Here is a 23,620-nt window from a genome sequence, read left to right on the forward strand (position 1 = left end):
GGGGTCCGGTTGTGCTGAAGGGCGATCCAGTAGCAGACTTGGGCGGGCGTGACGAGCCATGAACGGTCCTTCTTTCATGGATTTGGCCCTTAAAGCGGCCGAATCGGCCGCAATTTCCGGCGAGGTGCCGATCGGCTGCGTCGTGGTCCGGAACGGCGAGGTCATAGCCAGCGCCGCCAACCGCACCCTGACCGACCGCGACCCCACCGCCCACGCCGAGATCCTGGCGCTTCGCCAGGCCGCCCAGGCAATCGGCAGCGAGCGGCTGGTCGACTGCGACCTCTACGTGACGCTGGAGCCGTGCACGATGTGCGCCGGCGCCATCTCCTTCGCCCGCATCCGCCGGCTGTATTACGGGGCCGCCGATCCCAAGGGCGGCGCCGTCGACTCAGGCGTGCGCTTCTTCGCATCACCGACCTGTCACCATGTGCCGGAGGTGTATTCGGCGGTCGGCGAGCAGCAGGCGGCACAGATGCTCAAGGAGTTCTTCCAGGCACGGCGCTGATGTCACTCGCTCAGAAAGAACTCCCGCAACAGCCGCGCCGTCTCGGCCGGATTCTCCTCGGTGAGGAAATGCCCGGAATCGACCGGCGCGCCGCGGACGTTGGTCGCCCATCTCCGCCACGTGTCGAGCGGCGTTGCCGCCGCGCTGGCGATCCCGGCATCGCCCCACAGCGCCAGCATCGGAATGGTGATCTTCCTGCCCGCATCGAGATCGGCCTTGTCGATCTCGTAGTCGGCATAGGCACCGGCACGATAGTCCTCGCACATCGCATGGATACGGGCGGGGTCGCGGAACGGCGCAAGATAATGGTGAAGCGCGCGAGGGTCGATGGCGTCCAGCGTCTTCGTCTTGGTCTGGCTCGCCATCTTCTGCTTCAGAAAGAATTCGCCCGAAGCTGCGATCAGCGTCTCCGGCAACGGCGCGGGCTGGGCGAGGAAGGCCCAATGATAGATCTTCAGCGCATAGGCGCGGTTCATGCGCTCCCAATACTCGTAGGTCGGGAGTATATCGAGAACGGCAAGCTTCGATAGCCGGCCGGGATGATCGAGCGCGAGGCGGTACGCGACGCGCCCGCCGCGATCGTGGCCGGCGAGCGCGAAGTGCACGTGACCGAGTTGCTCCATCGCTTCGATGATGGCGTTGGCCATCGCGCGCTTGGTGTAGGGCGTATGATCCGGATCGCTGTCGGGCATGTCGGACCAGCCGTAGCCCGGCAGGTCCGCGATGATCAGCGTGAAGCGATCGGCGAGATCAGGCGCCACGCGGTGCCACATCACATGCGTCTCGGAGAAGCCGTGCAACAACAGCAGCGGCGGGCCGCTGCCGCCGACGCGCGCAAAGATCCGGCCCGACGCGGTGTTGATCCATTCGGACGCGTAGCCTGGGAACAGGTCGGCGAGATCGGACATGTCAGCCTCACGGCAATGATCGCGCGCTATGCTACTGCCGGCCGGCCGGATGCGCAAAGCGAGAGACGGACGGGGAGCGCGCCGACGCCGCTCATGAACTGCGACTGCACGCGACGCACGCGACCCGCGCGCTCGATCCGCTCCGTGCGGCGCAGCAGTTCCGCGAACATCGCACGCATCTGCATTCGCGCCAGCTGCAATCCCATGCAGATGTGCGGCCCGCGGCCGAAGGCGATATGTGGGTTAGGAGCCCGATCGATCTGGAAGACGCCCGCATCGCGGAACACAGCTTCGTCGCGATTGGCGGAATGGAAGAACAGCGCCAGAGCCTCGCCTTCACGAATGAGCTGGCCGCCAACCTCGGTGTCACACAGCGCCGTCCGCATGAAGTGGCGCACCGGCGTGGTCCAACGCAGCATCTCCTCGATGGCGCTGTCGAGGAGATCCGGCTCTGCCCGCAGCCGCGCAAACTGATCGGGCTCCGCGAGCAACGCCTCCAGGCCGCCGGCGAGCGCGAGCGCTGTGGTGTCGTGGCCCGCCGTCACCAGCAGGATGAAATAGGAGATGAGCTCGTAGTGCGGCATTGTCCGGCCATGCGGCTCGGCATGCACGATCAGCGTGGCGAGGTCGTCACGCGGTTGGGCGCGGCGATCGGCGGCGACCGCTTCGAAATAATCGCGCAGCGCCAGCATGGCCATGCGCATGGTGTCGCCGGGCGCCTCCGCCAGGCGCCGCTGCGGGTCCTCGGCGCCGACGAAGGCCTGTGCCAGGCGCGCCAGCCGCGCGTCGTCCGCTTCGGGCGTGCCGAGCATGCGGCCGATGATCCGGAACGTGAACGGCACCGCCACGTCACGGGCGAAATCGCAGACACCGCCGCGGGCGGCCACGCGATCGATGATCTCAGCGGCCCATCGCGCCAACCAGGCTTCCATCTCGCGCAGGGCCGGCGGCGCAAAGGCGTTCTGAAGAATGCCGCGATACAGGCCGTGATCGGGCGGATCCATCTCGGTCAGGCTGCGCACGAGCTGCGGCTTGCCGGTGACCCGCTGCAGCACGGCTTCGGACGTCTCGCTCGCGAGGTAGGTCCGCGGTCCCGCCGCGAACAGTCCGTTGCGCGTCTCCATGGACACGATATCCGCGTAGCGCGTGACGGCCCAGAACGGGCGCACGCCCGGACGTTCGACCCAATGCAACGGCGCACGCTCGCGCAGCAACGCACAGGCGCGCTCCAGCCGCGCGGGGCTCGCGTGACCTCGCGCAGAGATCAGCACGTCGACAGCCCGCTCAATGATGGCACTCGATCGCGCAACTCGCGAAGCAGACGACCGCGGAGTCGACATCAGTGCGAGGAACTGGCCGGAGGCGTTCGACGTACCAGGAGCGTAAATTCCTTCATGCCGTAATTGCCGAGGACCTCGACCTGCGCCGCAAAGGCCTGCTCGCAATGGGCGGCCCAAACATCCGGCGTGGTGCGATAAAGCCGCCTCGCAGCCGGATCGCTCTCCGGCTCCTGGTCGGGGACGGTCCGCATGAAATTGACGGCGAAGCCGCGCCGGCTGGTCGCAAACATGCGCTCCAGCATGGCCTTGACGTAATCCTCCCAGGCCTCGCGCGCATAGCCGACATTGACGTTCATGATGCCGGAGGCGACCGAATAGTCGGCGACGCGCGGACTTTCCGAAGCGACGACGAAGCGCCGCTGCGGGCCGGCAAAGCGGCGGCGCGCGCGGCTGATCATGGCGCGCGACAGGTCGATGCCGAGATAGTCGATCTCGCAGGACGCAAAGCGTGCCGCCAGAAACGGCACCAGCGCGCCATAGCCGCAGCCGATGTCATTGAGGCTGAACGGCTCCGACCCATCGCACAGCTTCATCAGCTGCACGAAGCGCAGGCCCTGCGTCGCCTCGCACGACCAGTCGACGCCACGCGGCGTCGCGCCATGACGCGCGACGCAGGCGGAGTAATAGGCATCGACGTCGGAGCAGATGGCGTCGAGAGGAGATCGGCGAGGCTCGTCGACGCCGCCCGCGGTCGCGCTCATTTCTTGCCGCGCTTCTGGACACGCCGCGCGCGCGCCTCCTCGGCGATATTCTGACGCGCCTCCCGCCCGGGCGTGGTGGGAATCGACACGATGACATGGGTCTCGAGCGAGAACACCACGGGACGACCATGCGACACCGTCACTCGCGGATCCTGAGCGGCCGAATGGCAGACGATCGAAACCGGCAAGGCCTTTTCCGACTCCAGATCGTCCTTGAAGGCCCTGATGACCCGGTCATGGCCATTCACGCCAGCGAGATCCGACGGATAGCTTCGGAGATGTTCCAGGAAACGATACCAACGCCGCCGCTCAGTCCAATCGTGCGGTACGATGCCGAGCAAAGCGAATGACTGCTGCAAACCGTGCTGAAGTGAAAAGACGCCGAACTCGCGCTGCAACTCGACCATTTCGTGCAGGGCCTCGGCCTCAAAACGCCTGTTCAACTGTACGAGAATATCAAGTGTCGTACTGTCCTTGATCATCATTCCCATGCGCCCAGCCTCCCAAAAAATGATTCATGGAAAGCCGTATTAGTGCACGGGTCATCTAGTACCTTCAAGGGAGGACCGGCAATCTATCAACATCGGCCTGTAGATCTCGGCACCGGAAACCTCCAGCAAGTGCTCGGCCTCAAGGAGCGATTGAGACGCTTCCGCATCGTCGCGCAGGTCTGAATCCGAGGTGCGGATCCGGCATCGCAGCAACAACGCATACAGCTCGCCAATGCGATCCGTTCGTCGGCGGGCCACGCTGATCGCCTCGTGCGAAACCGCCAAGGCGCCCTGCAGATCGCCTGCACGAAACAGCACGTCGGCCAGGTCGCCCAACATCCGGGCCTCGAATTCCATTCCCGCCCTGGCTCGGCGCGCATAGTCGATCGCCTCGCGAAAATCGTAGGCGGCGTGAGTGACATCACCCGCGATGGCCCGGGCTATGCCTGCGGCCGCCAACGCCTGGACTCGAAGATAGGGCATGCCCGCTGCTTCGGCGATCTGGTGCAGCTCGGCCGAATGCATCGCGGCGTCTTCCGCGCTTCCTTGATATCGGGCGAGCTCAATCGCCGCGAAATGAGGAATGAACCGCACGACGGGAGCCGCCCGGTCTTGCGGCGTTTCCAGCAGCTCGGCCAGCTGAATCTGCAGCTCTCCAAGCCGACCGAGCTGAAGGAGGATGCGGGCCCTCAGGCATTTGATCCAGTATTCGACATCGAATCCCATGATCTGGTTAGGGTTCAGGCCAAGTGTCACATTGCTGTCAAAGCCGCTCTGCCGCGCGATGGCCTCCTGGGCCGTGTCGGCGGCGGCAAGCGCCTCCCGGACCCGACCCGACAGCAAATAGGCCTGTGACAGCATGGCGTTGACGGTCGCATAGCGGCCGACATCGCCCTCGTCGGATGTCAGCTTGACGGCATTCTGCACCAGATTGACGTAGTCGTCGGCCGCGCCCGTAGAGGCCAGCACCCGACCGTAGGCGCCGAGCACGAGCGGCTCATGCATCTTGTCAGAGGAGCGGGCATAGCGCAGCGCCTCTTCCGCGAACGGCTTGACCTCCTCCGCGGAGATGCCCTCGCGCCATCCGAAGTTGAGGATCTGAGCGCTGGCGAGCGAGCGCAGGCGCTCGACATGCTCCGACTCCGGCTGCGCCTGGAGCATGGCCCTGATCTTCTTCCACAGCCGGAGTGCCTCAGCCGTGTTGGTGCGGCCGATCCAGCGCGCAGCGCGCTGCAGATGCTCGACGGCGTGGATCGTCTGACCGGCGAACTCATAATGCGAGGCGATCAGTGCGGCGAACTCGTCCTGTGTCCCCCAATCGAGCGCCTCGATCGCCTTGGCAACGGCGGCGTGGACGGTGCTGAGCCGTGACCGCAGCTGCATCGAATAAGCCACCTCCTGGATCAGCGGATGGCGGAAGGCGAGCACGCCGAGATCGAACGGCGGCAGATCATAGAGAAGATCGGCTTGTCGCAATTGGGCCAGCGCGTCGAACAGCTCGGCGTCGGCAAGCCCCGTCACCGGCTTGAGAACGGCAAGCGCCACCGAGCGGCCAATCACGGCCGCCGTCTCCAGCACGTTCTTTGCGGTCTCGCTGAGCCGGTCGATGCGCGCCGCCACGACCGCATGCACCGTCGGCGGCAGCGGAATCGCATTGATGCCTCCCTTGAGACGGTAAGCACCGCGCTCGCCTTCGAAGCCGCCGCTCTCGGAGACCGCGCTGGCCAGCTCCTCGAGGAAGAACGGATTACCCTGTGCACGCTCGACGATGTCGCCGGCCAGCGTCTGCAGCGAGGGATCATCGCCGAACACGCCGCGCAGCAGTTCGCGCGCCTCGGCCGAGGCGAGCGGAACGATGTGCAGCTCGTGGAACGCCGCGCGCTGCATGAACGACGCGGCGAAGCCGGGCCTGTAGTTCACCACCAGCAGCGTCTTGGTGCCGATGGTGGCTTCCGCAAGCGCCTCGACGAACTCCTCGCTCGCCTCGTCGATCCAATGCAGATCCTCGATCATGATCATCGTGCCGCCATCGGCCGGCGCCGCGCGGAACAGCATCCTGAAGACGTTCAAGAGGCGGGTCTTGAACACGCCGGGATCGAGCCGCAGCGCAGGGCGCGTCGGATCGGCGAGGCTCATGAAGTCGAGCAGCAGCACGAGGGCCGTGTCCGGCAGGCCGATGGCCTCGAGCTTCTCGACCACGCGCTGCCGCGACACCTCGACCGGCTCCTTCGGCCTGATGCCGAAGAAATCGCGCAACAGCTCCAGCACGGGCTGGAATGGCGTCGTGCGGCCATGCGCCAGCACGCGCGCCTCGTAGACGCGAATGCCCTGGCGGCGGCAGTGCTCGGCGAACTCGAAGCATAGCCGGCTCTTGCCGATGCCGGCTTCGCCGACGATGCCGACAACGGCGCCGCGCGCCGCCAGCACGTTGTCGAGCTCGCGTTCGAGCACATCGAGCTGGGCCCTGCGTCCGATCAGCGGCAGCAGCCGCTGGCCGCTGCGGAAGACGTCGCTCGCCGGCGCGTTCAGGCGACCGATCAGTCTGTAGATCGAGACCGGCGAGGCGATACCGCGAACGGTGTGCGTGCCGAGCGGCTCGGCTTCGACGAACTGCCGCGCGCCGGTGTAGGTCTCCTTGCTGATCAGGATCGTCCCGGGCTCGGCCATGTGCTCGAGACGATTGGCCAGATGGACGTTGGCGCCAGCCGCGTCGTAGGTCTGGTACATGCTGTTTTCGACGACCTGGACGATGACCTCGCCGGTGTGCAGTCCGACCCGGACCTGCAGATGCGGGTCGCCGAGGCGGCCGATCGAGTCCTGCATCGCCAGCGCGCCGAGACAGCCGCGAACGGCATGGTCCTCGTGCGGCACCGGGGCCCCGAACAGCGCCATGACGCCGTCGCCCTGCGTCTTGTTGACGACGCCGTCGTAGCGGTGAACCGCCTCCTTCATGAGGTTGAGGACGGGATCGAGCCGCTGCATCGCCAGCTCTGGGTCGCCGAGACTGTCGATCAGCTGGGTCGAATCACGGATATCGGCAAACAGGATGGTCAGCCGCTTGCGCTCGCCGCCCTTGCTGCTCAGCGTCCGCAGCACGCGTTGCGTGGTTTGATCGGACGGCGCGAGCCGCCCCGGCAGCGGAGCGCCGCATTGGCCGCAGAAGCGATTCGACCGGCTGTTCGTCTGACTGCACGCCTCGCATTTGAGGCCGAGCGGCTCGCCGCAGAGTTCGCACGAGGCCCTATCCGGCTGATTCTGCTTACCGCACCGCGCGCATTCCATGGCCCCTCCGTTCCACGGCGGAACTGACTCATGCCTTACGGCATGAGACTATGGAACTGCCACAATTTTCGCGGGAAACATAGTGCGAAGGCAGAACCGAGGCGATGACGATCTGGGAACTCACGCGCCTCGCGGATTGAACCGCTGAAACGGCGTCTCAACTGTTGCCACGTTCCTGCGCCAACGCCTGCCAGGCAATGTCGCGGCGGCAGAAGCCGTCGGCCCAGCGGATGCGGTCGACCGCCTCATAGGCGCGCGCCTGCGCCTCCGTAACCGTCTTGCCGGTGGCGCAGACGTTCAGCACGCGGCCGCCATTGGCGACGGTCGAACCATCCTTCACGGCCGTCCCCGCGTGGAAGATTTCAACGCCTGCGATCTCAGCGGCCTCATCGAGCCCTTCGATCACGCTGCCCTTGGCGTAGTCGCCAGGATAGCCCTTGGCGGCCATGACGACGGTGACGGCTGCGTCAGGAAACCAGCGCAGATCGAAATTCTTCAACTGCCCGTCACAGGCGGCCAGCATCGCTGGCACTAGGTCGGACATCATGCGCAGCATCAGGACCTGGCATTCCGGATCGCCGAACCGGACGTTGTATTCGAACAGTTTCGGGCCCTGCGCCGTCAGCATCAGCCCGGCATACAGAATGCCCTTGAACGGCGTGCCGCGTGCCTTCATGCCGTCGATGGTCGGCAGGATGATGCGTTTCATGATCTGGTCATGAATCTCCTGCGTCACGAACGGCGTCGGCGAATACGCGCCCATGCCGCCGGTGTTCGGCCCCTGATCGTGATCGAACACCCGCTTGTGGTCCTGCGCGGAGGCCAGCGGAATCGCGGTCTCGCCGTCGCAGAGCGCGAAGAACGACACCTCGCGTCCCTCGAGAAACTCCTCGATGACGACCTCGGCGCCGGCGACGCCAAAGCCGCCGTCGAACATCATCCGCACGGCGTCCTCGGCCTCCGCCAGCGTCTTGGCGACGACCACGCCCTTGCCCGCCGCGAGCCCATCGGCCTTCACGACGATCGGCGCGCCGTGCTCTCGGACATAGGCCAGCGCCTCCGGCGCATTGTCGAAGCGGCAATAGGCGCCGGTCGGAATGCCGTATTCGGCGCAGAGATCCTTGGTGAAACCCTTGGAGCCTTCGAGCTGGGCGGCGAGCTTGCTCGGTCCGAAGATCTTGATGCCGGCGGCGCTGACGTCGTCGACGATGCCCGCCGCGAGCGGCGTCTCCGGCCCAACCACCACCAGATCGACCTTGTTCGCCTGGCAGAAGGCGATGACGTCGGCATGATTGGTCACGTCGAGCGCGACGCATTCCGCCTCCTTGGCGATGCCCGCGTTGCCCGGGGCGCACCACAGCCTGGTGAGCAGCGGGGAGCCGGCAATCTTCCAGGCGAGAGCGTGCTCGCGGCCACCGGAACCAATCAGGAGGATATTCATCGTCGCGTGCCGTCAAAGGGGTGTGGGCCAGTTGGGAGGCCCCAATTGCCCGGCCCTCGCAGCAGAGTCAAATCAGGGATCGGACGGCTTGACGGCGGCTCCGGCGATGATTTCCTGCAGTCCGGCGACGTGGCGGACGAAGGCGGCCCGGCCCGGGGCGGCCAGCGTGACCGTGGTCTGCGGCTTCTTGCCGACGAAGGCCTTGTCGACGGTGACATAGCCGGCGCGGGCCAGCGTCTCGATATGGGCGCCGAGATTGCCGTCGGTCGCGCCCGTCAGCTTCTTGAGCCGGACGAATTCGAGACCGGTGCCGGCCGGCAGGGCATTCAGCGCCGCCATGATCCTGAGCCGCAGCGGCTGGTGGATGATCTCGTCGAGCTCCGCCAACGCCGCTAGCTCCGCCGCATCCACAAGCCGCCGAGGATCAGGCCGACGCCATTGACGACGGCCATCCACAGCGGAAACGCCGCGCCGATGAAGACGTAGCCGATCAGGGTCAGCGCGATGACGGAGAGCCCGAAGATCGTGAACGCGATGCCGAACCACAGGCCGGCGAGGCAGTAGAACAGCATGAAATAGATCGGCCAGAACGCGCCCATCTCGCGTGGCCCGAAATGGCCGATCCTCTCGACGAAGAAGCCGAAGGCAAAGAACATCACGAAGGCGAGCAGTGACCTGACGTCGAAGCTGCCCATCCCCCACCGCGCCTTCTCCGTGGCGCCCAGCACGACCGATCCGGCGATCCCGAGCACATAAACCGAGAGCCACGCCTTGTCGGCGTAGATCGGCGTCAGATAGGTCACGAGGTTGCCGAGGACGACCAGCGCGCCCCACAGGATCATCAACAGGCTGGAGAGCCGGTAGATCTGCGACTGGCGCACGCGCCTGGTGATGTTCTCGATGTCATCGAGCGCGCGTGCGGCTTCCAGGCGGTCGATCATGCGGGTTGAAACCTCTAGCGCGTGGCCACGTCCTCGGCGATCGCGGCGACGGCCGCAGGGGCCGACACGATCTCCATGTGATTGACGCCGGCGACCAGCTTGACGTCAACAGCCGGCGCGACCGCATGCACGGCGTCGGCATATTTGTCCGCAAGCATCAGTTCGTCGTCGGCGCCGGCGATCACGGTGACCGGATGCTTCGCAGCCGTGAGATCGGCCTTGTAGCCGGCGGTCGCGAAATTGCGAAACAGCCGATAGCTGTAGGCCGGGACGACGTACTTCTCGGAATTCGGCCGGACGGCGAATGCGAGCGCCGGCAACGCCTCGCAGCACGGCAAGCCAAGGCGGTTCAGAAATCCGAGCGCGAGAATGCGCGGAATGTCGGGGCTGGCCCAGCCGCCCGAATTGTCTCGGTTCGTCGGCGCGTCATAGCCGAGATAGGGCGACAGCAGCACGGTGCGGGCGAACAGGTCCTGGATCGGAGAACCGGCAGCGCGCAGCGCGAATCCGCCGCCGGCGGAATGTCCGAGCAGCACGATCGGCTGCGTCGGCACCGACCTCCGGACCTCGGCCACGAGATCGGCGAGATCGTTCTCGAGCTGGCCGAGATAGCCGATGTCGCCGCGGGTGCCGGAGCCGCCATGGCCGCGAATGTCGGGGGCAAAGGTTTCGATGCCGCGTGCGGCAAGCCCGTCGGCGAGCGCATGCGCGGCAACGCTGGAGCCCGAGGAGCCGTGAACCAGGATGGCGGTCTTGCCGATGGGCGTGCCGCGCGCCGGGTAGTGGCGATAGGCGAGCTCGGTGCCGTCGCGGGCGCTGAAGCGCTGCAAGGCTGGCATGGTGCTGCGGTCGACCCGGCCCACCGTCTCGGAGATCGACTTCAGCTCGGGCGGATGCACCAGCGGGGTTGCGAGCATCACGCCGAGGATCAATGCAAACGCTCCCGCTAGGCCGAGGCCCCAGCGAACCAGCCGAACCATGATCTTGATGCCCCTCATCGTTCCCCCCTCTAACGAAGAAATTATAGAGTACTCTGTAGAACAGAGTTATCGAAAAGACAACCGCTTGATTGGCGGAGGCGGCCGAAAGCCCCTACCTTGGCGGCTGCTCCCAAACCCGAATCAGCCAGCGATGCCGCCCGCGGAAGCCCTGCCCAACGCGCCCGAATTCACCGTCACCGAGCTGTCCTCCGCGCTGAAGCGCACAGTCGAGGACCAGTTCGGCCACGTCCGCGTGCGCGGCGAGATCACCGGTTTTCGCGGGCCCCATTCATCGGGCCATTGCTATTTCGCGCTCAAGGACGAGAGCGCCAAGATCGAGGCGGTGATCTGGAAGGGCGTGCACGGCCGGATGCGCTTCAAGCCCCAGGAGGGGCTGGAGGTGATCGCGACCGGCAAGCTCACGACCTATCCGAACTCCTCGAAGTACCAGATCGTCATCGAGGCGCTGGAGCCGGCCGGCATCGGAGCGCTGATGGCGCTGATGGAGGAGCGCAAGCGCAAGCTCGGCGCCGAGGGCCTGTTCGATCCCGCGCGCAAGCAGCTCCTGCCCTGGCTGCCGGAGGTGATCGGCGTCGTCACCTCGCCGACCGGCGCGGTCATCCGCGACATCCTGCATCGGCTGGAGGACCGCTTCCCCCGCCGTGTGCTGGTGTGGCCGGTCAAGGTGCAGGGCGACGGCTCGGCCGAGCAGGTCGCCGCCGCGATCCGCGGCTTCAACGACCTGCCGGAGGACGGGCTGATTCCACGCCCCGACGTGCTGATCGTCGCGCGCGGCGGCGGCTCGCTGGAGGATCTCTGGTCGTTCAACGAGGAGATCGTGGTCCGCGCCGCAGCCGACAGCATGATTCCGCTGATCTCGGCGGTGGGCCACGAGACCGACGTCACCCTGATCGATTTCGCCGCCGACAAGCGCGCACCGACGCCGACGGCTGCGGCCGAAATGGCGGTGCCGGTGCGCAGCGAGCTGATGCAGGAGGTCGCGAGCCTCGCCCGCCGTGTCAGCGTCTGCTGGCAGCGCGGCCAGGAGAGCCGCCGCAACGAGCTGCGCGCCGCGGCGCGCGCTTTGCCCGGTGCCAGCGAGCTGCTGGCCATCCCGCAGCAGCGGCTCGATGCTGCAGCGGCCAGCCTGCCCCGCGCGCTGAAGACCAACACGCATGTGCATTTCCGCCAGTTCGCGGCGGCCAGTGCCAAGCTCACTCTGCGCGTGCTGCATGGGCAGATCACGCAGGCCGACCATCGCCTGGTCGTGTCGTCCGAGCGGCTGTCGCTGTCGGCGCGGGCGCTGCTGCACCGGCGGCGCGAGCGCTTCGAGGCGCTCGACGCCCGCTTCAAGGCCTCGCGCCAGGCCTATGCGCAGGCCAAGCGCCAAGCCATCGCACGCGAGCGCGACCGCACCGAGCGACTGGCCGATCGCGCCAGCCGTGCGCTGGCGACATCGATCCTGCGCTTGCGGGCGCGAACCGACCACGCGGGCCAATTGCTGTCGGCGCTGTCCTATCGCAGCGTGCTGGCACGCGGCTTCGCCTTGGTGCGCGATGAGGCCGGCCACCCGTTGCATCAGGCCGCGGGCATCGAGTCCGGTGCGACACTGTCGCTCGAATTTGCAGACGGCCGGATCGCAGCGACGGCCGGCGCCGGAAGCCCTGTGCCGACGTCAGCCCCTGCTGCGCCAAAGCCGGCGCGGGAGAGCAAGCCGACCGCGCCGAAGCGCACGCCCGACCCTGCCGATCAGGGCAGCCTGTTCTGACCACGCCTCAGCGCGCCAGCCAATCAGCCACGAGCTTCTGCGCATCAGCGCGCGCTTCGGGGTCGGAGCCGACATGGCCGCGCTCGGGCGCGGCGGCGTCGGCGCCCGCGACCTGATGTACCGGCAGATTGAGCCGATCGAAATCGTGATAGGCCCCGGGATAGACCACGATGCGCGTCAGCGCGCTGCGGCCACGCGCGCCGTCGATCATCTGCCGGCACGCCGGAGGCGAATAGACGTCGTCGAGACCGCCGATCAGGATCAGCGTCGGGACGCGCGCGCTCCAGCCGAGTCCGGACGAGGCGCGGCAATCCGGATAGAAGGCGATGGCCGCACGAAAGTCCGGCGAGGCGTGATCGGGCAGTTGCGGACGCACCGCCCAGAGCAGCGCGCTGGCGCCGCTGGCCCAGCCGACCAGGCTGATGCGGTCGGGCATGGCCCAGGATTGCTGCAGCAGCCATTTCTGCGCGATCACGATGTCGGCGACACGCTCGCGCCGGCCGCTGATGCGGCGCTCCTTGACGCGACATTGCGGCCCGAGCCCACGCGAGCCGTAGCTGTCCGGCAACAACACCGCCTTGCCGTCCTTGACGAGGTCCACCGCCCAGTCGCGATAGCGCGGCAGCACCGGCTCGGTGCGGCCGGCCAATCCGCCGCAGCCATGCAGCGCGATCACGGTGGGAAAGGGCCCCTGCCCGGTTGGCTTATAGAGCTGGGCGTGCAGCACGTAGCTGCCGGAGGGAATCTCGATCGCGGTCGGCAACGGCTCAGCAGCGGCCAGCGATGCCGTGGCGCAGAGCAGAGAGACAACGACGGTGGCGAGGAAGCGCATCAAACCAGCCGGACGAGACAAGCGGCGGAGACCCAAAATCCTAGCTAGCACGGTCCTCCGGACCGCCGCATCACAAATCAGTGGGTTTGCGGAGAGGACAGTGCTCCCTATCTATGCTATTGAAATCACCTGACATCATCAGGTTGTGCGCACGGCGGTGGCGTACATGGATTGGAGATCGCGGACGTGCTCAACAAGTTCGGTCCCTCGGGTCAGGGGGAAGCGCAGGTGCAGTATCTGGATGGCGATTTCCGCGTGATCTCGCCGGGTAGCTACGTGCGCTGCGCGGTCACCGATGCGCGGATCCCGCTCGATGAGCTGAAGTATTGGAGCGTCGACCTGCAGGAAGCCTATGCGGTGCCGAGCGCCGTCCTGCAGCGGCACTATCCCGGCGCGCTCAAGGCGAACGGCTAGACGACCGTTTCCGACGTCCTGACACATTGATCACGTAACCCGAGCTGTCATCGTCCGCGACGGCGGACGATCCAGTACGCCGTGACACCTCGGTGAATCTCTTCTGCCGCGGAGTACTGGATGCCCCGCTTTCGCGAAGCATGACAGCGGTGGAGATAGCGAGAACTCGATTCGGAAACAACCGGCTCTGAGGAAACGCTCGTCTAATCCGCACGCGCCACAGAAAGCCGTTGCGTCAGCAAGGTGCGCACCGCTGTCGCATCATCGAACTGCAGCGTCACCGGAAAGGCGATCGGCGCGAGAGCCGGCTGATCCACCCCACGGACGCGCAGCCGCGCGAGATCTTTCTCGGTCGTGACCAGGGTCAGTGCCTCGCGTGCGGCCGTCTCCGCCAGCGCCTCGATCTCGTCCCGGGTGTAGGTGTGGTGATCGGGGAACGCCCGCTCCGCCTTGATCTCGAGCCCGCTCGCCCGCAGGGTCCTGAAGAAGCGCTGGGGATCGCCGATGCCGGCAAAGGCCAGGATGGGCCGGCCGGCGAGTGCCGCAACGACGCGCGCATCCGGCTGCAGCTGCGCCCTGAATACCGGCTTGCCAGCAGCCGCCACGCGGGAAGCGACCGCTTCCCCGGCCTCACCGCGGCCTATCACCAGCAACGCATCCGTCCGCGCCAGCTGCGGCGGCAATGGTGCCCGCAACGGCCCAGCTGGAAACACCTGTCCGTTGCCGAGCCCGCGCGCGCCATCGATCACGATCAGCGCGAGATCCTTGCTGATCGACGGATTCTGAAATCCATCATCCATCAGGATGAGGGACGCGCCCTGCGCCTTCGCCAGCCCGACGCCGTCGGCCCGATCGCGCGACACCACCACGGGCACATGTGCGGCCATCATCAGCGGCTCGTCGCCGACATCGGCAGCTTCGTGAGCGGCCGGATCGACCGGGACAGGCCCGGGCAGCCGGCCGCCATAGCCGCGGCTCAGCACCACCGGATGCTCGCCGAGCTCGCGCAACACTGCAGTCAGCGCCAGCACGGTCGGCGTCTTGCCGGCCCCGCCGACATGGTAGTTGCCGACGCAGATCACGGGCACGCCAGCATCGATGCCGGTCTGCGCCATGCGGCGCGCGGCCACGGCGCCGTACAGCATCGAGAGCGGGGACAGCAGACGCGATTGCCAGGAGGGAGGCCGATGCCAGAAGGCCGGCTCACGCATCGCCGGCGGCTCCCATCTCCAGCCTGACTTGCAGCAGATACGGCTCGAGCGCGGCCATCGTCCGGTCCAGAGCGCCGCCGAGCTGGTCGACGACGCGCGCCCCCGCCGCGACCAGCGTGTCGCAGGCCTCGGGCTCGGCGAGCAACTGACGGAGCTGCCGCACCAGCGCCTGCGGATCGTGCGCGAGCCGCGCGCCGGCCGCCTTGTCGAGCGCCTCGTAGACGTCCGTGAAGTTGAAGACATGCGGCCCGTGCACGATGGCCGCCCCGAGCTTCACCGCCTCGATCGGATTCTGGCCGCCATGCTCGACCAGCGAGCCGCCCATGAACACGATCGGCGCCAGCCGGTAGAACAGGCCGAGCTCGCCCATCGTGTCGGCAACGTAGATGTCGGTGCCGGCCAGCGGCTGCTCCTCGCGCGAGCGCAGCGCGCCTTGCAGGCCCGCGCCGGCGATGAGCTCGGCCACGGCGGGACCGCGATGCGGATGCCGCGGCACGATGACGGTGAGCAGCGCCGGATAGGACGCTGACAACGCCTTGTGGGCCCCGATCAGGATCTCCTCCTCGCCGGGATGGGTGGAGGCCGCGACGATCACCGGGCGGCCGCGGGTCATCGCGGTGAGCCGGTCGAGCTTCGCCGCATCGGCGGGCGGCGCCGGCACGTCGAGCTTGAGATTGCCCGTAGTGATGACGTTGCGCGCGCCGAGCGCGGAGAACCGGTCGGCATCGGCTTGCGACTGGGTCAGGCAAAGATCGAAGCGACCGAGCAGCGCGGAGATCGTGCCGGCCATCCGGCGCCAGCGCGGGAACGAGCGCTGCGACATGCGGCCGTTGATCACGACCATCGGCACCCGCCGCGAGGCGCCGGCCAGGATCAGGTTCGGCCACAGGTCGGATTCGATGAAGAGGCCCAGGGATGGCCGCCAATGATCGATGAACCGTTCGACGAAGCGCGGGGTATCGTAGGGCACGTATTGATGGATGACATCGGGCGGGAAGCGCTTGGCCACGATCGCGGCCGACGTCACGGTGCCGGAGGTGATGAGGATGCGGATGTTGAGCGCGCGGAGCCGCTCGATCAAGGCCGCCGCCGCCAGCACCTCGCCGACGCTGGCGCCGTGAATCCAGACCAGCGGTCCCTGCGGCCGGGTGTCGTGGCTGAGGCCGCGCCGCTCGTCGCTCCGTTCCGGATCCTCCTTGCCACGCTTGAGCCGCTGCCGGATCAGCGCCGGAGCAAGCGGCACCGCCGCCGAGGACAACCCGCGGTAGACGCGCAGGGCCATCGGCAGCGGGCTAGCCACTGGACGCTCCCGACGTCGCTGTCGTCACCGGCGGCGGGCAGGCCTCGGGACGGCCGACGATCTCATAGGCGCGGCGCATGCACTCGTTGAGCGTCGCCTCGAGGTCGAGGCGCGCCTGCTCCATGGCAGCAGCATCGGCATCGCGCGGCACGCTGATTTCCTTGATTCCCACCAATGCGCCGCGGCCGAATGGCAAATTGATGGTGGTGCTGTCCCAATTCTTCAGGCGGACGAAGCGGCTCGTGACCATTGCGAAGGGCATGATCGGACGTCCTGACTCACGCGCGAGCATGATGATGCCGAGACCCGCAATCCGCGCGCGCTTCGGCACATCGGCGGTCGATGCCACGTTATAGTTGTCTTCGAGCGCCTGCACCATCTCCCTGAACGCCCCTACCCCACCTTTACGGTGGAAGGAGCCGCCATGATCGCCCGAGCCGCGAATGGTTCCGATGCCGAGGCGCTCGGCGGCGATGGCGTTGAACTCGCCGTCGCGATGCTTCGAGATCAGCACCTTGGCGCGATAGCTTGGCTTGTTCCGGATGAACGGCGTCAGCAGATGCTGGCCGTGCCAGAACGCGAAGATCGCCGGCATCTGCGGCTCGACGATCTCGTAGACCTCAGGCGGCTCGAAGGTGAAGCGGTTGGTGAGCCACACCAGGCGCAAGTACTCGGCCGCGAGGAACCCGACGGCGCGCTGGAACCAGCCGCTGCGCAGCGTATTGCGGATCAGATGTTTCAAGTCGAGAGCTTTGCGTCTTACTTCGCGTCCTGACCGGGATCGAGCAGCCGGTGCAGGTGAACGATGAAATAGCGCATGTGGGCGTTGTCGACCGTCATCTGGGCCTTGGCGCGCCAGGCGGCGTGGGCTGCCGCATAGTTCGGATACACGCCCACGATGTCCACCTTGTCGAGATCCTTGAACTCGTTCTTGTCGAGGTTGATCAGCTCGCCGCCGATCACGAGGTGAAGGAGCTGCTGCGAGGCGCTATCTGTCATCGGGTCCGTTCCTAATCAACGCCTTGCAGGCGAGCTCGAAAGTGAAGTCCGGGCGGGAGAAGCCCGGACCGTGCAGCCGGGAAGCGTTCAGACCGGCGGCAATCTGCGGTAATGCGCGACGATATCAGCATGTCGGTCGCGGCCCGCTGCCACCAGCACCCCGTGCACCACTTCCGGACGATTATAGTGGATCGTCTCGCCGGACAACGCGGTCATTTTACCGCCCGCTTCCTGCACGATCAGATGAGCCGCCGCAAGATCCCAATCGCGGCTTTGTCCGCCTGCAAAAGCGGCATCGAGCGCGCCATGCGCGACACGGCACAGGCGCAGCGCCAGCGAGCCGATTCGCGGGTGGAGCTCGATCCGCTGCGACGACTGCGCGAGTCGTTCGACCAGCGGTTTGGGACCGGCGACGCGCGCGAAATCGAGTGCGGTCCCCTTTGCGGCGTGAACCGGCTGCTCGTTGAGCAGGGTGCCCTGTCCCCGCGCAGCAAAGAAGAATTCGCGGGTGACAGGCGCATAGACCGCCGCCAGGACCGGCGACTTGTCCTCCACCAGCGCCACGCTGACGCACCAGTCGCTGCGGTTGCCGAGATAGGAGCGCGTGCCGTCGATCGGATCGACGATCCAGACCCGCCGCCGGCCGAGCCGGGCCGGATCGTCGGCGCTCTCCTCCGACAGCCAGCCATACTCCGGTGTTGCCGATCGCAGCCTGTCCTCGAGCAGCGCGTTGACCGCCATGTCGGCTTCGGACACCGGAGAGGAGGCGCCCTTGGTCCATTTGCGCAGCTCGGTGCCGAACATCGCGTGCGCCAGCTCGCCGGCCTCGCGCACCGCCTCCTTCAGCAGCCCGGCATCCGCCAGGCTGGTCTCGCTCGATGTCTCGATCTCACCGTCCGCCAAGCGTCAACCCTTCGATGCGCACCGTCGGCGCATTGACGCCATAGCGGAATTCCAGATCGCTGGCCGGGGTCATCGACTTGAAGATCTCGAACAGATGACCGGCGATGGTCACCTCGCTCACGGCATAGCCGATCTCGCCGTTCTCGATCCAGAAGCCGGAGGCGCCGCGGCTGTAATCGCCGGTGACGCCGTTGACGCCGGAGCCGATCAGGTCGGTGACGTAGAAGCCCTGCTTGATGTCGGAGATCAGCTCTTTGGGCGTCACGGCGCCGGCTTCGAGATGCAGGTTGAACGGGCCCGGCGAGGGCGAGGACGAGACGCCGCGATGCGCATGGCCGGTCGTCACCATGCCGAGCTCGCGGGCCGTGGCCGAGTCCAAGAGCCAGGTCGTCAGCACACCGTCATCAACCAGCGCCGTCTTCTTCACCTTGACGCCCTCGGCGTCGAAGGGCTGCGAGCGCAGGCCGCGCGGGCGCAAGGGATCGTCGATGATGCGAATGCCCTTGGCGAACAGCTGCGCGCCAAGCTTTTCCTTGAGAAAGCTGGTCTTGCGCGCGATCGAGGCACCATTGATGGCGCCGACGAGATGGCCGACGAGGGAGCCAGACACGCGGGGATCGAACACCACCGGCACCTGGCAGGTCGCAACCTTGCGCGGATTGGCGCGCGCCACGGCGCGCTCGCCGGCGCTGCGACCGACGGCGGCAGGCGCCAGCAGATCAGCACCGTGGGGCGCGGCTGTGTAGTCGTAGTCACGCTCCATGCCGGTGCCTTCACCGGAGATCGCGGTCGTCGAGATGCTCTGGCTCGAGCGCAGATAGGCGCCGTGAAAGCCGCTGCTCGTCACCAGCACCATGCCGCCGATTCCGGCCGAAGCCGAGGCGCCGCCGGATTTGGTGACGCCCTTCACGGCGAGCGCTGCAGCCTCCGCCTCCTGCGCGCGCCGCTCCAGCTCCGCAGTACCGGGGATCTTCGGATCGAGCAGGTCGAGCTCCGGAATGTCACGCGCGAGCAGTGCCGGATCGGCGAGACCGACATAGTTGTCGTCGGGCGCCACGCGGGCCATCGCCACCGCGCGTTCGGCGAGCCGCGCCACGCCGTCACCGCTGACGTCATTGGTCGACACCACCGCCTGGCGCTTGCCGACCAGCACGCGCAACCCAACGTCATCGCCTTCGGAGCGCTCGGATTCCTCGACGCGCCCGTCACGAACCTCCACGCCTTGCGAGATGCCGCGCACCGCGATCGCATCGGCGGCATCGGCGCCGGCCTTCTTAGCCGCCTCGACGAGGCGCTCGGCGAGCGTTCTCAGGGCGGACTGATCGAGCAGATCTGAATGGGCCGAAGGCGATGATGCGGCAGCTGTTGAGGAAGAGGTCACGAACACGATCCGATCGATGTCAGGTGGCGGCGAAGACGGCTCAATCCAGACGAAATGTGGCCTGATCACGCCGACTTCAAGCAGCAGGGCAGATACCACGTCGGATTGTCGGCAAATCGGCAAGGTCTCGTCAATCATGCGGGGCAAGCGCTTGTCAATCATGACGGTAAGGAGATCATGCGTGAGATCTGATTAACCAGCCTTCTTAAGCTGATACGGGCCGCTCGCGTGGCAAGGTCTCACGCATCGACCGGGAACATAATCCCGGCGGGGAGACCAGGCCGTGAGGCGTCAAACAGCAACAGGCGGAAGCAATTCCGCTGGGTCGGGCCGCGCCCTGCGGCTCGACCCTCTTTCCCTGCCCGTCTCGTACAGCGCGCACGACACCCGTGCCGATGGCGGGATCCGGCAGATCGAATTGCACCGGGAGCGCGTGGTGCTGCGCCGTGCCGTCAGCGGCATGCGCATGGCCGTGAATCTCCGGGTCAGCGATTTCCTCGGCATCGCGCTGCGCGAGCTCGACGACACGCAGATGATGCTGATCCTGCTGCACCGCGACCCGTCGCTGAGCATCCCGATCTGCGTCAGCGACGATCAGGACGATATCGTGACCGCATGGGCGATGTGGAGCGAGACCTTCGCGCTGCCACAGCTTCAAGAGCCGAAACGTGACGCCGCGCCGCGGCGCCGACGCCGCAACGCCATTCGTTCACGCCGGCCGCGCTTCCTGATGCGCCGCCGCGTCGGTCACCTGCTCAATCCAGCCTCGATCCATCGTGGCGAGCGCGAGATCATCGCGCGGACCTGATCAGGTCGCACGCAGCGCGGCATCGATCAGAAGTGCCGCGAACAACAACAGGCCTGCATCGCGGTTCGACTTGAACAACCGCAGGCACAGCGCGGAATCCGCGGTGTTCAGCCGGCGGATCTGCCAGGCGAGATGCGCGGCAAAGCCGGCCAGGCCGAGCCACGCCGCGACATGCACATGGGCCGTGGCGAAAGCTGCTCCGATCAGCACGACCGCAAGTGAGTAGAACACGACCAGCGCCAGATGCGTGCGCTCGGCGAACAGCCGCGCCGTCGACTTGATGCCGATGAGCGCGTCGTCCTCCGCGTCCTGATGCGCGTAGATCGTGTCATAGGCGATCACCCAACAGATCGAGCCCGCATAGAGCAGCAGCGCCGTGGCATCGAGGCGTCCGAACGCGACAGCAAACCCCATCAACGCGCCCCACGAGAAGGCGAGCCCCAGGACAGTCTGCGGCCACCAGGTGATGCGCTTCATGAACGGGTAGATCGCGACGATCAGCAGCGAGGCGATGCCAGTGCCGATTGCGAAGCGGTTGAACTGCAGCAGCACCAGCAGGCCGACCAGGGCCTGTACCACCAGGAAAGCAAGCGCCTGTTTCACGCCGACCTGTCCGGCCGGGATCGGCCGCGATCGCGTGCGCTCCACCTTGGCATCGAGATCGCGGTCGGTGATGTCGTTCCAGGTGCAGCCCGCACCGCGCATCGCGAAGGCACCGACGAAATACAATCCGACCCAGACGGGAAGCCTCGACAGGTCGCCGGAGATGCCGGCGGCGAGCGCGGCCGACCACCAGCATGGCATCAACAGCAGCCAGGATCCGATCGGGCGATCATAGCGGGCGAGCCGCAGATAGGGCCGGCTCCAGACCGGCGCCAGCGTGTCGACCCAGTTGCCGGTCGCGTCAGCTACGCGGACGGCGGTGTCGCTCATCGGGTGAGAACGTTGCCGGTGAGGGTGTCGAACGCCGAGCCGCCCTTCTTCGACGTGTTGGCTTCGGGCAAGGCGGCCGACGTGCCGAGGACGTCGCTGAGACCAGGCGCGGCGGCCGGGCCGCCGCCCTTCTGCATCTGCTCGGCGACGGTGCAGACCTTCTGCTGAATGCCTTCGGTACCCTTGTGATTGGTCTTCAGCTGCTCGGCGATCTGGCCGGGAATGCCGCAGCGTGCCGAGTTGGCCTCGATGTATTTGATCATCTTGACCTCGGCCTGACTGAAGCTCTTGAACAGCTTGCAGGCCTCGACCGGCGTCGCCTTGCGCTTGCTCGCCGCCTGGATCAGCTTGCCCCGGCGCTCGGCCTCCTCACGGAGCGGCACGAACTCCTTCATGCAGCTTTCGCCTGGGCCTGGGCCAGCCGCCTGCGGCGGCGCGAATCCACCGCCGCCGCCTCCTCCGAAAGCCGCCGGGCCGGCCGGGGGAAACGCGTTGGCAGGCGCGGCCATCGGCGCAGGCGCGGGCGCATTGCCATTGATGGGCGGAAACGGCGACGCGTTGCTCTGAGTTTGAGTCTGGCCCGGCAGCGGTGCCGGAAACGCGCCTTGTGCCATCGCATGGCCAGCGGACAGCAGGAGAGCAGCGACGACGAACGGCACGACGGGATGGCGGGTGATCAAGGCTGGTTCTCCGGCAAGACCAAGAATCCTCAACACTTCCGGACGAAAGCGCGATCCAATCCGGGGCTTTTACGATTCTCGCCCGCCCAGCACAACTGCGGAGTTGCCCGCCTCCGCGGCGCAGGGACGCAGCCCAGGTTCCAGGTCGGTTTCAAGTCCGGATTCAGGCCAGTAAACCCAAGGCTATTGATCTGCACTCCTCGCGTAAGGTCCGGAAAAGCGGTGATCAGCGCCCCCTGGTTGAGGAAACGGGCCAGCACCCGCCCCGACCCGGGCTCATGACGCGCTTCCCAAGGCCGACAAGGTGAACGACCGGACAGCCGGTGCGGTGTTCCAGGTCACGGTGCAGACCTTCCGCATCACGGTGAGGGTATTTTCGTGATTCGCCTTGAGCTGATCGGTGATCTTGGCCGGGATCCCGCAGGTCGAGGCGTGCGCGACCGCGTATTCGATCATCTTGGTCTGGGCGAGCTCGTAATCGTGCACCAGCCGGCAGGCTTCTCCGGGCGCGAAGCGACGTCCCGGTGTCATCTTGAGCAGTTGGGCACGGCGGGCGGCTTCGTCGCGCAGTGGCGTGAACTCCTTCAGGCAGCTCTCGGGCGGGCGAAAGCCGCCGACCATGGAGCCGCTGGAGGCCGCTGGATTGGCCGGCTGCGATGCACCAACGCTCTTGTCATCGGCATGGCCCGGCACGGTTGGCAGCACCACGATGGCTACGGCAAGGGCCCACAGGGCCCAGGTGGAATGTCTGTTGATCACGGCTGTCTCTCCTCGCCAGGGCTCAAAGCCGCGGCGTCAGGCCTCCATCCCGAATTCGCCGGGTGAAAATCGCCAATTTGGAACTCATCTAAACGGTAAAATCTGTCGACAGCACGGCCAAAACAGGCCATCGCCGGTGCGCTCGCGAACGTCCCCGGCTTCCCGGCCGACGCTCGGTTCGCTAAGCAACGTCCTTGACCTCATAGCCTGCGCGCCATGCCCGACTACGACTTCACCGCCCCGCGCCTGTTCGTCGACGCTCCCTTGCTGGAAGGCGGCGCCGTCCCGCTGGATCGCAATCAAAGCAACTATCTCGGCAACGTGCTGCGCCTCGGCGCCGGCGACCGGGTGCTGGTCTTCAACGGCCGTGACGGCGAGTGGCAAGCCACGATTGCCGGCCGCAAGCGGGCGGATCTCCTGACCGTGCAGCAGCGCATCCGCCCGCAGGACCGGCTCCCCGACATTGCCTACGTGTTTGCCCCGCTGAAGCACGCACGGCTCGATTACATCGTGCAAAAGGCCGTCGAAATGGGCGCTGCTGTGCTGCAGCCGGTCGTCACCCGCCACACGCAGGTGTCGCGGATCAATGGCGAGCGGATGCGCGCCAACGTGATCGAGGCGGCCGAGCAGTGCGGCATCCTGAGCCTGGCCGCGGTGAAGGACCCGGTGCCGCTGGAGCGCTTCCTGCGCGAGCGTCCGGATGCGCGGCTGCTGGTGTTCTGCGACGAGGCGGCCGACGTCGCAGACCCTGTGCAGGCGCTGCGCGGCCTCGGCGAGCACGGCGGCATTGATCTCCTGATCGGTCCCGAAGGCGGCTTTGCTGCCGAGGAGCGCGAGCTCCTGCTGCGGCAGCCGCACGTGGTCCGGCTGGCGCTCGGGCCGCGCATCCTCCGGGCCGACACGGCCGGCGTGGCGGCGCTGGCGCTGCTGCAGGCCACGCTGGGGGATTGGCTGAGGCGTTAAGGCCTGCCGGCGATTGTCGCGTGCTACGGCCATTCGCTGTCGAAACCGCGCAATGAGCATGCTAAGGGGCTGCCGCTGCC

Annotated in this window: 24 protein-coding genes; 5 read left to right on the forward strand and 19 right to left on the reverse strand. The window is 66.7% G+C overall.

Annotated elements, in window-relative coordinates:
* The first annotated feature begins 58 nt into the window (after window positions 1–58).
* A complete protein-coding gene (locus BRAO375_RS31905) occupies window positions 59–505 on the forward strand; it encodes a nucleoside deaminase (protein WP_083842577.1) in 447 nt (148 codons plus the stop codon).
* 2 nt (window positions 506–507) lie between these two features.
* Here BRAO375_RS31905 and BRAO375_RS31910 read toward each other — a convergent pair whose 3' ends face one another.
* From BRAO375_RS31910 to BRAO375_RS31950, 9 genes are all read right to left on the reverse strand, one after another.
* The gene (locus BRAO375_RS31910; RefSeq protein WP_009031558.1) at window positions 508–1,413 is read right to left on the reverse strand and encodes an alpha/beta fold hydrolase; all 906 of its coding nucleotides are present in this window, start codon (window positions 1,411–1,413) and stop codon (window positions 508–510) included.
* A 26-nt stretch (window positions 1,414–1,439) separates the two neighbouring features.
* Entirely contained in the window at window positions 1,440–2,684 is a 1,245-nt protein-coding gene (locus BRAO375_RS31915; RefSeq protein ID WP_244423388.1) for a cytochrome P450, read from the reverse strand.
* Window positions 2,685–2,752: 68 nt separating this feature from the next.
* Window positions 2,753–3,454 carry a class I SAM-dependent methyltransferase gene (locus tag BRAO375_RS31920; RefSeq protein WP_009031560.1) on the reverse strand — a complete coding sequence of 234 codons (702 nt, stop codon included), beginning with the start codon at window positions 3,452–3,454 and terminating at the stop codon, window positions 2,753–2,755.
* Complete coding sequence (locus BRAO375_RS31925; RefSeq protein WP_009031561.1) at window positions 3,451–3,945, reverse strand: hypothetical protein; 495 nt, start codon at window positions 3,943–3,945, stop codon at window positions 3,451–3,453. The genes BRAO375_RS31920 and BRAO375_RS31925 overlap by 4 nt, the downstream gene beginning before the upstream one ends.
* 51 nt (window positions 3,946–3,996) lie before the next feature.
* Window positions 3,997–7,227, reverse strand: a complete 3,231-nt coding sequence (locus BRAO375_RS31930) for an adenylate/guanylate cyclase domain-containing protein (protein ID WP_009031562.1) — start codon at window positions 7,225–7,227, stop codon at window positions 3,997–3,999.
* 157 nt (window positions 7,228–7,384) lie between these two features.
* Window positions 7,385–8,668 carry a phosphoribosylamine--glycine ligase gene (purD, locus tag BRAO375_RS31935; protein WP_009031563.1) on the reverse strand — a complete coding sequence of 428 codons (1,284 nt, stop codon included), beginning with the start codon at window positions 8,666–8,668 and terminating at the stop codon, window positions 7,385–7,387.
* Window positions 8,669–8,740: 72 nt separating this feature from the next.
* Window positions 8,741–9,055: a winged helix-turn-helix domain-containing protein gene (locus BRAO375_RS31940; protein WP_009031564.1), complete on the reverse strand. Its 315-nt coding sequence runs from the start codon at window positions 9,053–9,055 to the stop codon at window positions 8,741–8,743.
* 5 nt (window positions 9,056–9,060) lie between these two features.
* Window positions 9,061–9,609, reverse strand: coding sequence for a hypothetical protein (locus tag BRAO375_RS31945; protein WP_009031565.1), 549 nt, complete (start codon window positions 9,607–9,609; stop codon window positions 9,061–9,063).
* A gap of 14 nt (window positions 9,610–9,623) precedes the next feature.
* Window positions 9,624–10,589 (reverse strand): alpha/beta hydrolase, encoded by a 966-nt coding sequence (locus BRAO375_RS31950; RefSeq protein WP_083842578.1) that lies wholly within the window; start codon window positions 10,587–10,589, stop codon window positions 9,624–9,626.
* A gap of 151 nt (window positions 10,590–10,740) precedes the next feature.
* Between BRAO375_RS31950 and xseA the strand changes: the two genes are divergently transcribed.
* Window positions 10,741–12,357 (forward strand): exodeoxyribonuclease VII large subunit, encoded by a 1,617-nt coding sequence (gene xseA, locus BRAO375_RS31955; protein ID WP_009031567.1) that lies wholly within the window; start codon window positions 10,741–10,743, stop codon window positions 12,355–12,357.
* 7 nt (window positions 12,358–12,364) lie between these two features.
* Here xseA and BRAO375_RS31960 read toward each other — a convergent pair whose 3' ends face one another.
* Complete coding sequence (locus tag BRAO375_RS31960; protein WP_009031568.1) at window positions 12,365–13,189, reverse strand: dienelactone hydrolase family protein; 825 nt, start codon at window positions 13,187–13,189, stop codon at window positions 12,365–12,367.
* 186 nt (window positions 13,190–13,375) lie between these two features.
* Here BRAO375_RS31960 and BRAO375_RS31965 point away from each other — a divergent pair, with 186 nt between their 5' ends.
* Window positions 13,376–13,603, forward strand: a complete 228-nt coding sequence (locus BRAO375_RS31965; protein ID WP_035643273.1) for a DUF2093 domain-containing protein — start codon at window positions 13,376–13,378, stop codon at window positions 13,601–13,603.
* Window positions 13,604–13,806: 203 nt separating this feature from the next.
* On the opposite strand, the gene lpxK is transcribed toward BRAO375_RS31965, so the two are convergent.
* The 6 genes from lpxK to BRAO375_RS31995 all read right to left on the reverse strand — a co-directional run bounded on the left by lpxK (window position 13,807) and on the right by BRAO375_RS31995 (window position 19,397).
* Entirely contained in the window at window positions 13,807–14,814 is a 1,008-nt protein-coding gene (lpxK, locus tag BRAO375_RS31970) for a tetraacyldisaccharide 4'-kinase (protein ID WP_009031569.1), read from the reverse strand.
* Window positions 14,807–16,114: a 3-deoxy-D-manno-octulosonic acid transferase gene (locus BRAO375_RS31975; protein WP_009031570.1), complete on the reverse strand. Its 1,308-nt coding sequence runs from the start codon at window positions 16,112–16,114 to the stop codon at window positions 14,807–14,809. Before BRAO375_RS31975 ends, lpxK begins: the two co-directional genes overlap by 8 nt.
* Entirely contained in the window at window positions 16,107–16,856 is a 750-nt protein-coding gene (locus BRAO375_RS31980; protein WP_009031571.1) for a lysophospholipid acyltransferase family protein, read from the reverse strand. The genes BRAO375_RS31975 and BRAO375_RS31980 overlap by 8 nt, the downstream gene beginning before the upstream one ends.
* A gap of 17 nt (window positions 16,857–16,873) precedes the next feature.
* Window positions 16,874–17,113 (reverse strand): DUF4170 domain-containing protein, encoded by a 240-nt coding sequence (locus BRAO375_RS31985; protein WP_009031572.1) that lies wholly within the window; start codon window positions 17,111–17,113, stop codon window positions 16,874–16,876.
* Window positions 17,114–17,200: 87 nt separating this feature from the next.
* Window positions 17,201–17,947, reverse strand: a complete 747-nt coding sequence (locus BRAO375_RS31990; protein ID WP_009031573.1) for a 3'(2'),5'-bisphosphate nucleotidase CysQ — start codon at window positions 17,945–17,947, stop codon at window positions 17,201–17,203.
* A 55-nt stretch (window positions 17,948–18,002) separates the two neighbouring features.
* Window positions 18,003–19,397, reverse strand: coding sequence for a TldD/PmbA family protein (locus BRAO375_RS31995; RefSeq protein ID WP_009031574.1), 1,395 nt, complete (start codon window positions 19,395–19,397; stop codon window positions 18,003–18,005).
* A gap of 283 nt (window positions 19,398–19,680) precedes the next feature.
* Here BRAO375_RS31995 and BRAO375_RS32000 point away from each other — a divergent pair, with 283 nt between their 5' ends.
* Window positions 19,681–20,205 (forward strand): DUF6101 family protein, encoded by a 525-nt coding sequence (locus BRAO375_RS32000; protein WP_009031575.1) that lies wholly within the window; start codon window positions 19,681–19,683, stop codon window positions 20,203–20,205.
* On the opposite strand, the gene ubiA is transcribed toward BRAO375_RS32000, so the two are convergent.
* From ubiA to BRAO375_RS32015, 3 genes are all read right to left on the reverse strand, one after another.
* Window positions 20,206–21,138, reverse strand: coding sequence for a 4-hydroxybenzoate octaprenyltransferase (gene ubiA, locus BRAO375_RS32005; protein ID WP_009031576.1), 933 nt, complete (start codon window positions 21,136–21,138; stop codon window positions 20,206–20,208).
* Window positions 21,135–21,818, reverse strand: a complete 684-nt coding sequence (locus BRAO375_RS32010) for a hypothetical protein (protein WP_009031577.1) — start codon at window positions 21,816–21,818, stop codon at window positions 21,135–21,137. Before BRAO375_RS32010 ends, ubiA begins: the two co-directional genes overlap by 4 nt.
* Window positions 21,819–22,094: 276 nt before the next feature.
* On the reverse strand, window positions 22,095–22,577 hold the full coding sequence (locus tag BRAO375_RS32015) for a hypothetical protein (protein WP_009031579.1): 483 nt from the start codon (window positions 22,575–22,577) through the stop codon (window positions 22,095–22,097).
* 216 nt (window positions 22,578–22,793) lie between these two features.
* Between BRAO375_RS32015 and BRAO375_RS32020 the strand changes: the two genes are divergently transcribed.
* Window positions 22,794–23,540, forward strand: coding sequence for a 16S rRNA (uracil(1498)-N(3))-methyltransferase (locus tag BRAO375_RS32020; protein WP_009031580.1), 747 nt, complete (start codon window positions 22,794–22,796; stop codon window positions 23,538–23,540).
* Window positions 23,541–23,620: the final 80 nt, after the last annotated feature.

Origin of the sequence: Bradyrhizobium sp. ORS 375, from assembly GCF_000239775.1 — a bacterium.
Taxonomy (GTDB): Bacteria; Pseudomonadota; Alphaproteobacteria; order Rhizobiales; family Xanthobacteraceae; genus Bradyrhizobium.

Bases quoted from the DNA above. Each gene is read 5' to 3' on its own strand.
- purD (WP_009031563.1), bottom strand. From the start codon at position 8,668: ATGAATATCCTCCTGATTGGTTCCGGTGGCCGCGAGCACGCTCTCGCC.
- BRAO375_RS31945 (WP_009031565.1), bottom strand. From the start codon at position 9,609: ATGATCGACCGCCTGGAAGCCGCACGCGCGCTCGATGACATCGAGAAC.
- ubiA (WP_009031576.1), bottom strand. From the start codon at position 21,138: ATGAGCGACACCGCCGTCCGCGTAGCTGACGCGACCGGCAACTGGGTC.
- BRAO375_RS31920 (WP_009031560.1), bottom strand. From the start codon at position 3,454: ATGAGCGCGACCGCGGGCGGCGTCGACGAGCCTCGCCGATCTCCTCTC.
- BRAO375_RS32020 (WP_009031580.1), top strand. From the start codon at position 22,794: ATGCCCGACTACGACTTCACCGCCCCGCGCCTGTTCGTCGACGCTCCC.
- xseA (WP_009031567.1), top strand. From the start codon at position 10,741: ATGCCGCCCGCGGAAGCCCTGCCCAACGCGCCCGAATTCACCGTCACC.
- BRAO375_RS31960 (WP_009031568.1), bottom strand. From the start codon at position 13,189: ATGCGCTTCCTCGCCACCGTCGTTGTCTCTCTGCTCTGCGCCACGGCA.
- lpxK (WP_009031569.1), bottom strand. From the start codon at position 14,814: ATGCGTGAGCCGGCCTTCTGGCATCGGCCTCCCTCCTGGCAATCGCGT.
- BRAO375_RS31925 (WP_009031561.1), bottom strand. From the start codon at position 3,945: ATGGGAATGATGATCAAGGACAGTACGACACTTGATATTCTCGTACAG.
- BRAO375_RS31910 (WP_009031558.1), bottom strand. From the start codon at position 1,413: ATGTCCGATCTCGCCGACCTGTTCCCAGGCTACGCGTCCGAATGGATC.
- BRAO375_RS31950 (WP_083842578.1), bottom strand. From the start codon at position 10,589: ATGGTTCGGCTGGTTCGCTGGGGCCTCGGCCTAGCGGGAGCGTTTGCA.
- BRAO375_RS31930 (WP_009031562.1), bottom strand. From the start codon at position 7,227: ATGGAATGCGCGCGGTGCGGTAAGCAGAATCAGCCGGATAGGGCCTCG.
- BRAO375_RS31985 (WP_009031572.1), bottom strand. From the start codon at position 17,113: ATGACAGATAGCGCCTCGCAGCAGCTCCTTCACCTCGTGATCGGCGGC.
- BRAO375_RS31905 (WP_083842577.1), top strand. From the start codon at position 59: ATGAACGGTCCTTCTTTCATGGATTTGGCCCTTAAAGCGGCCGAATCG.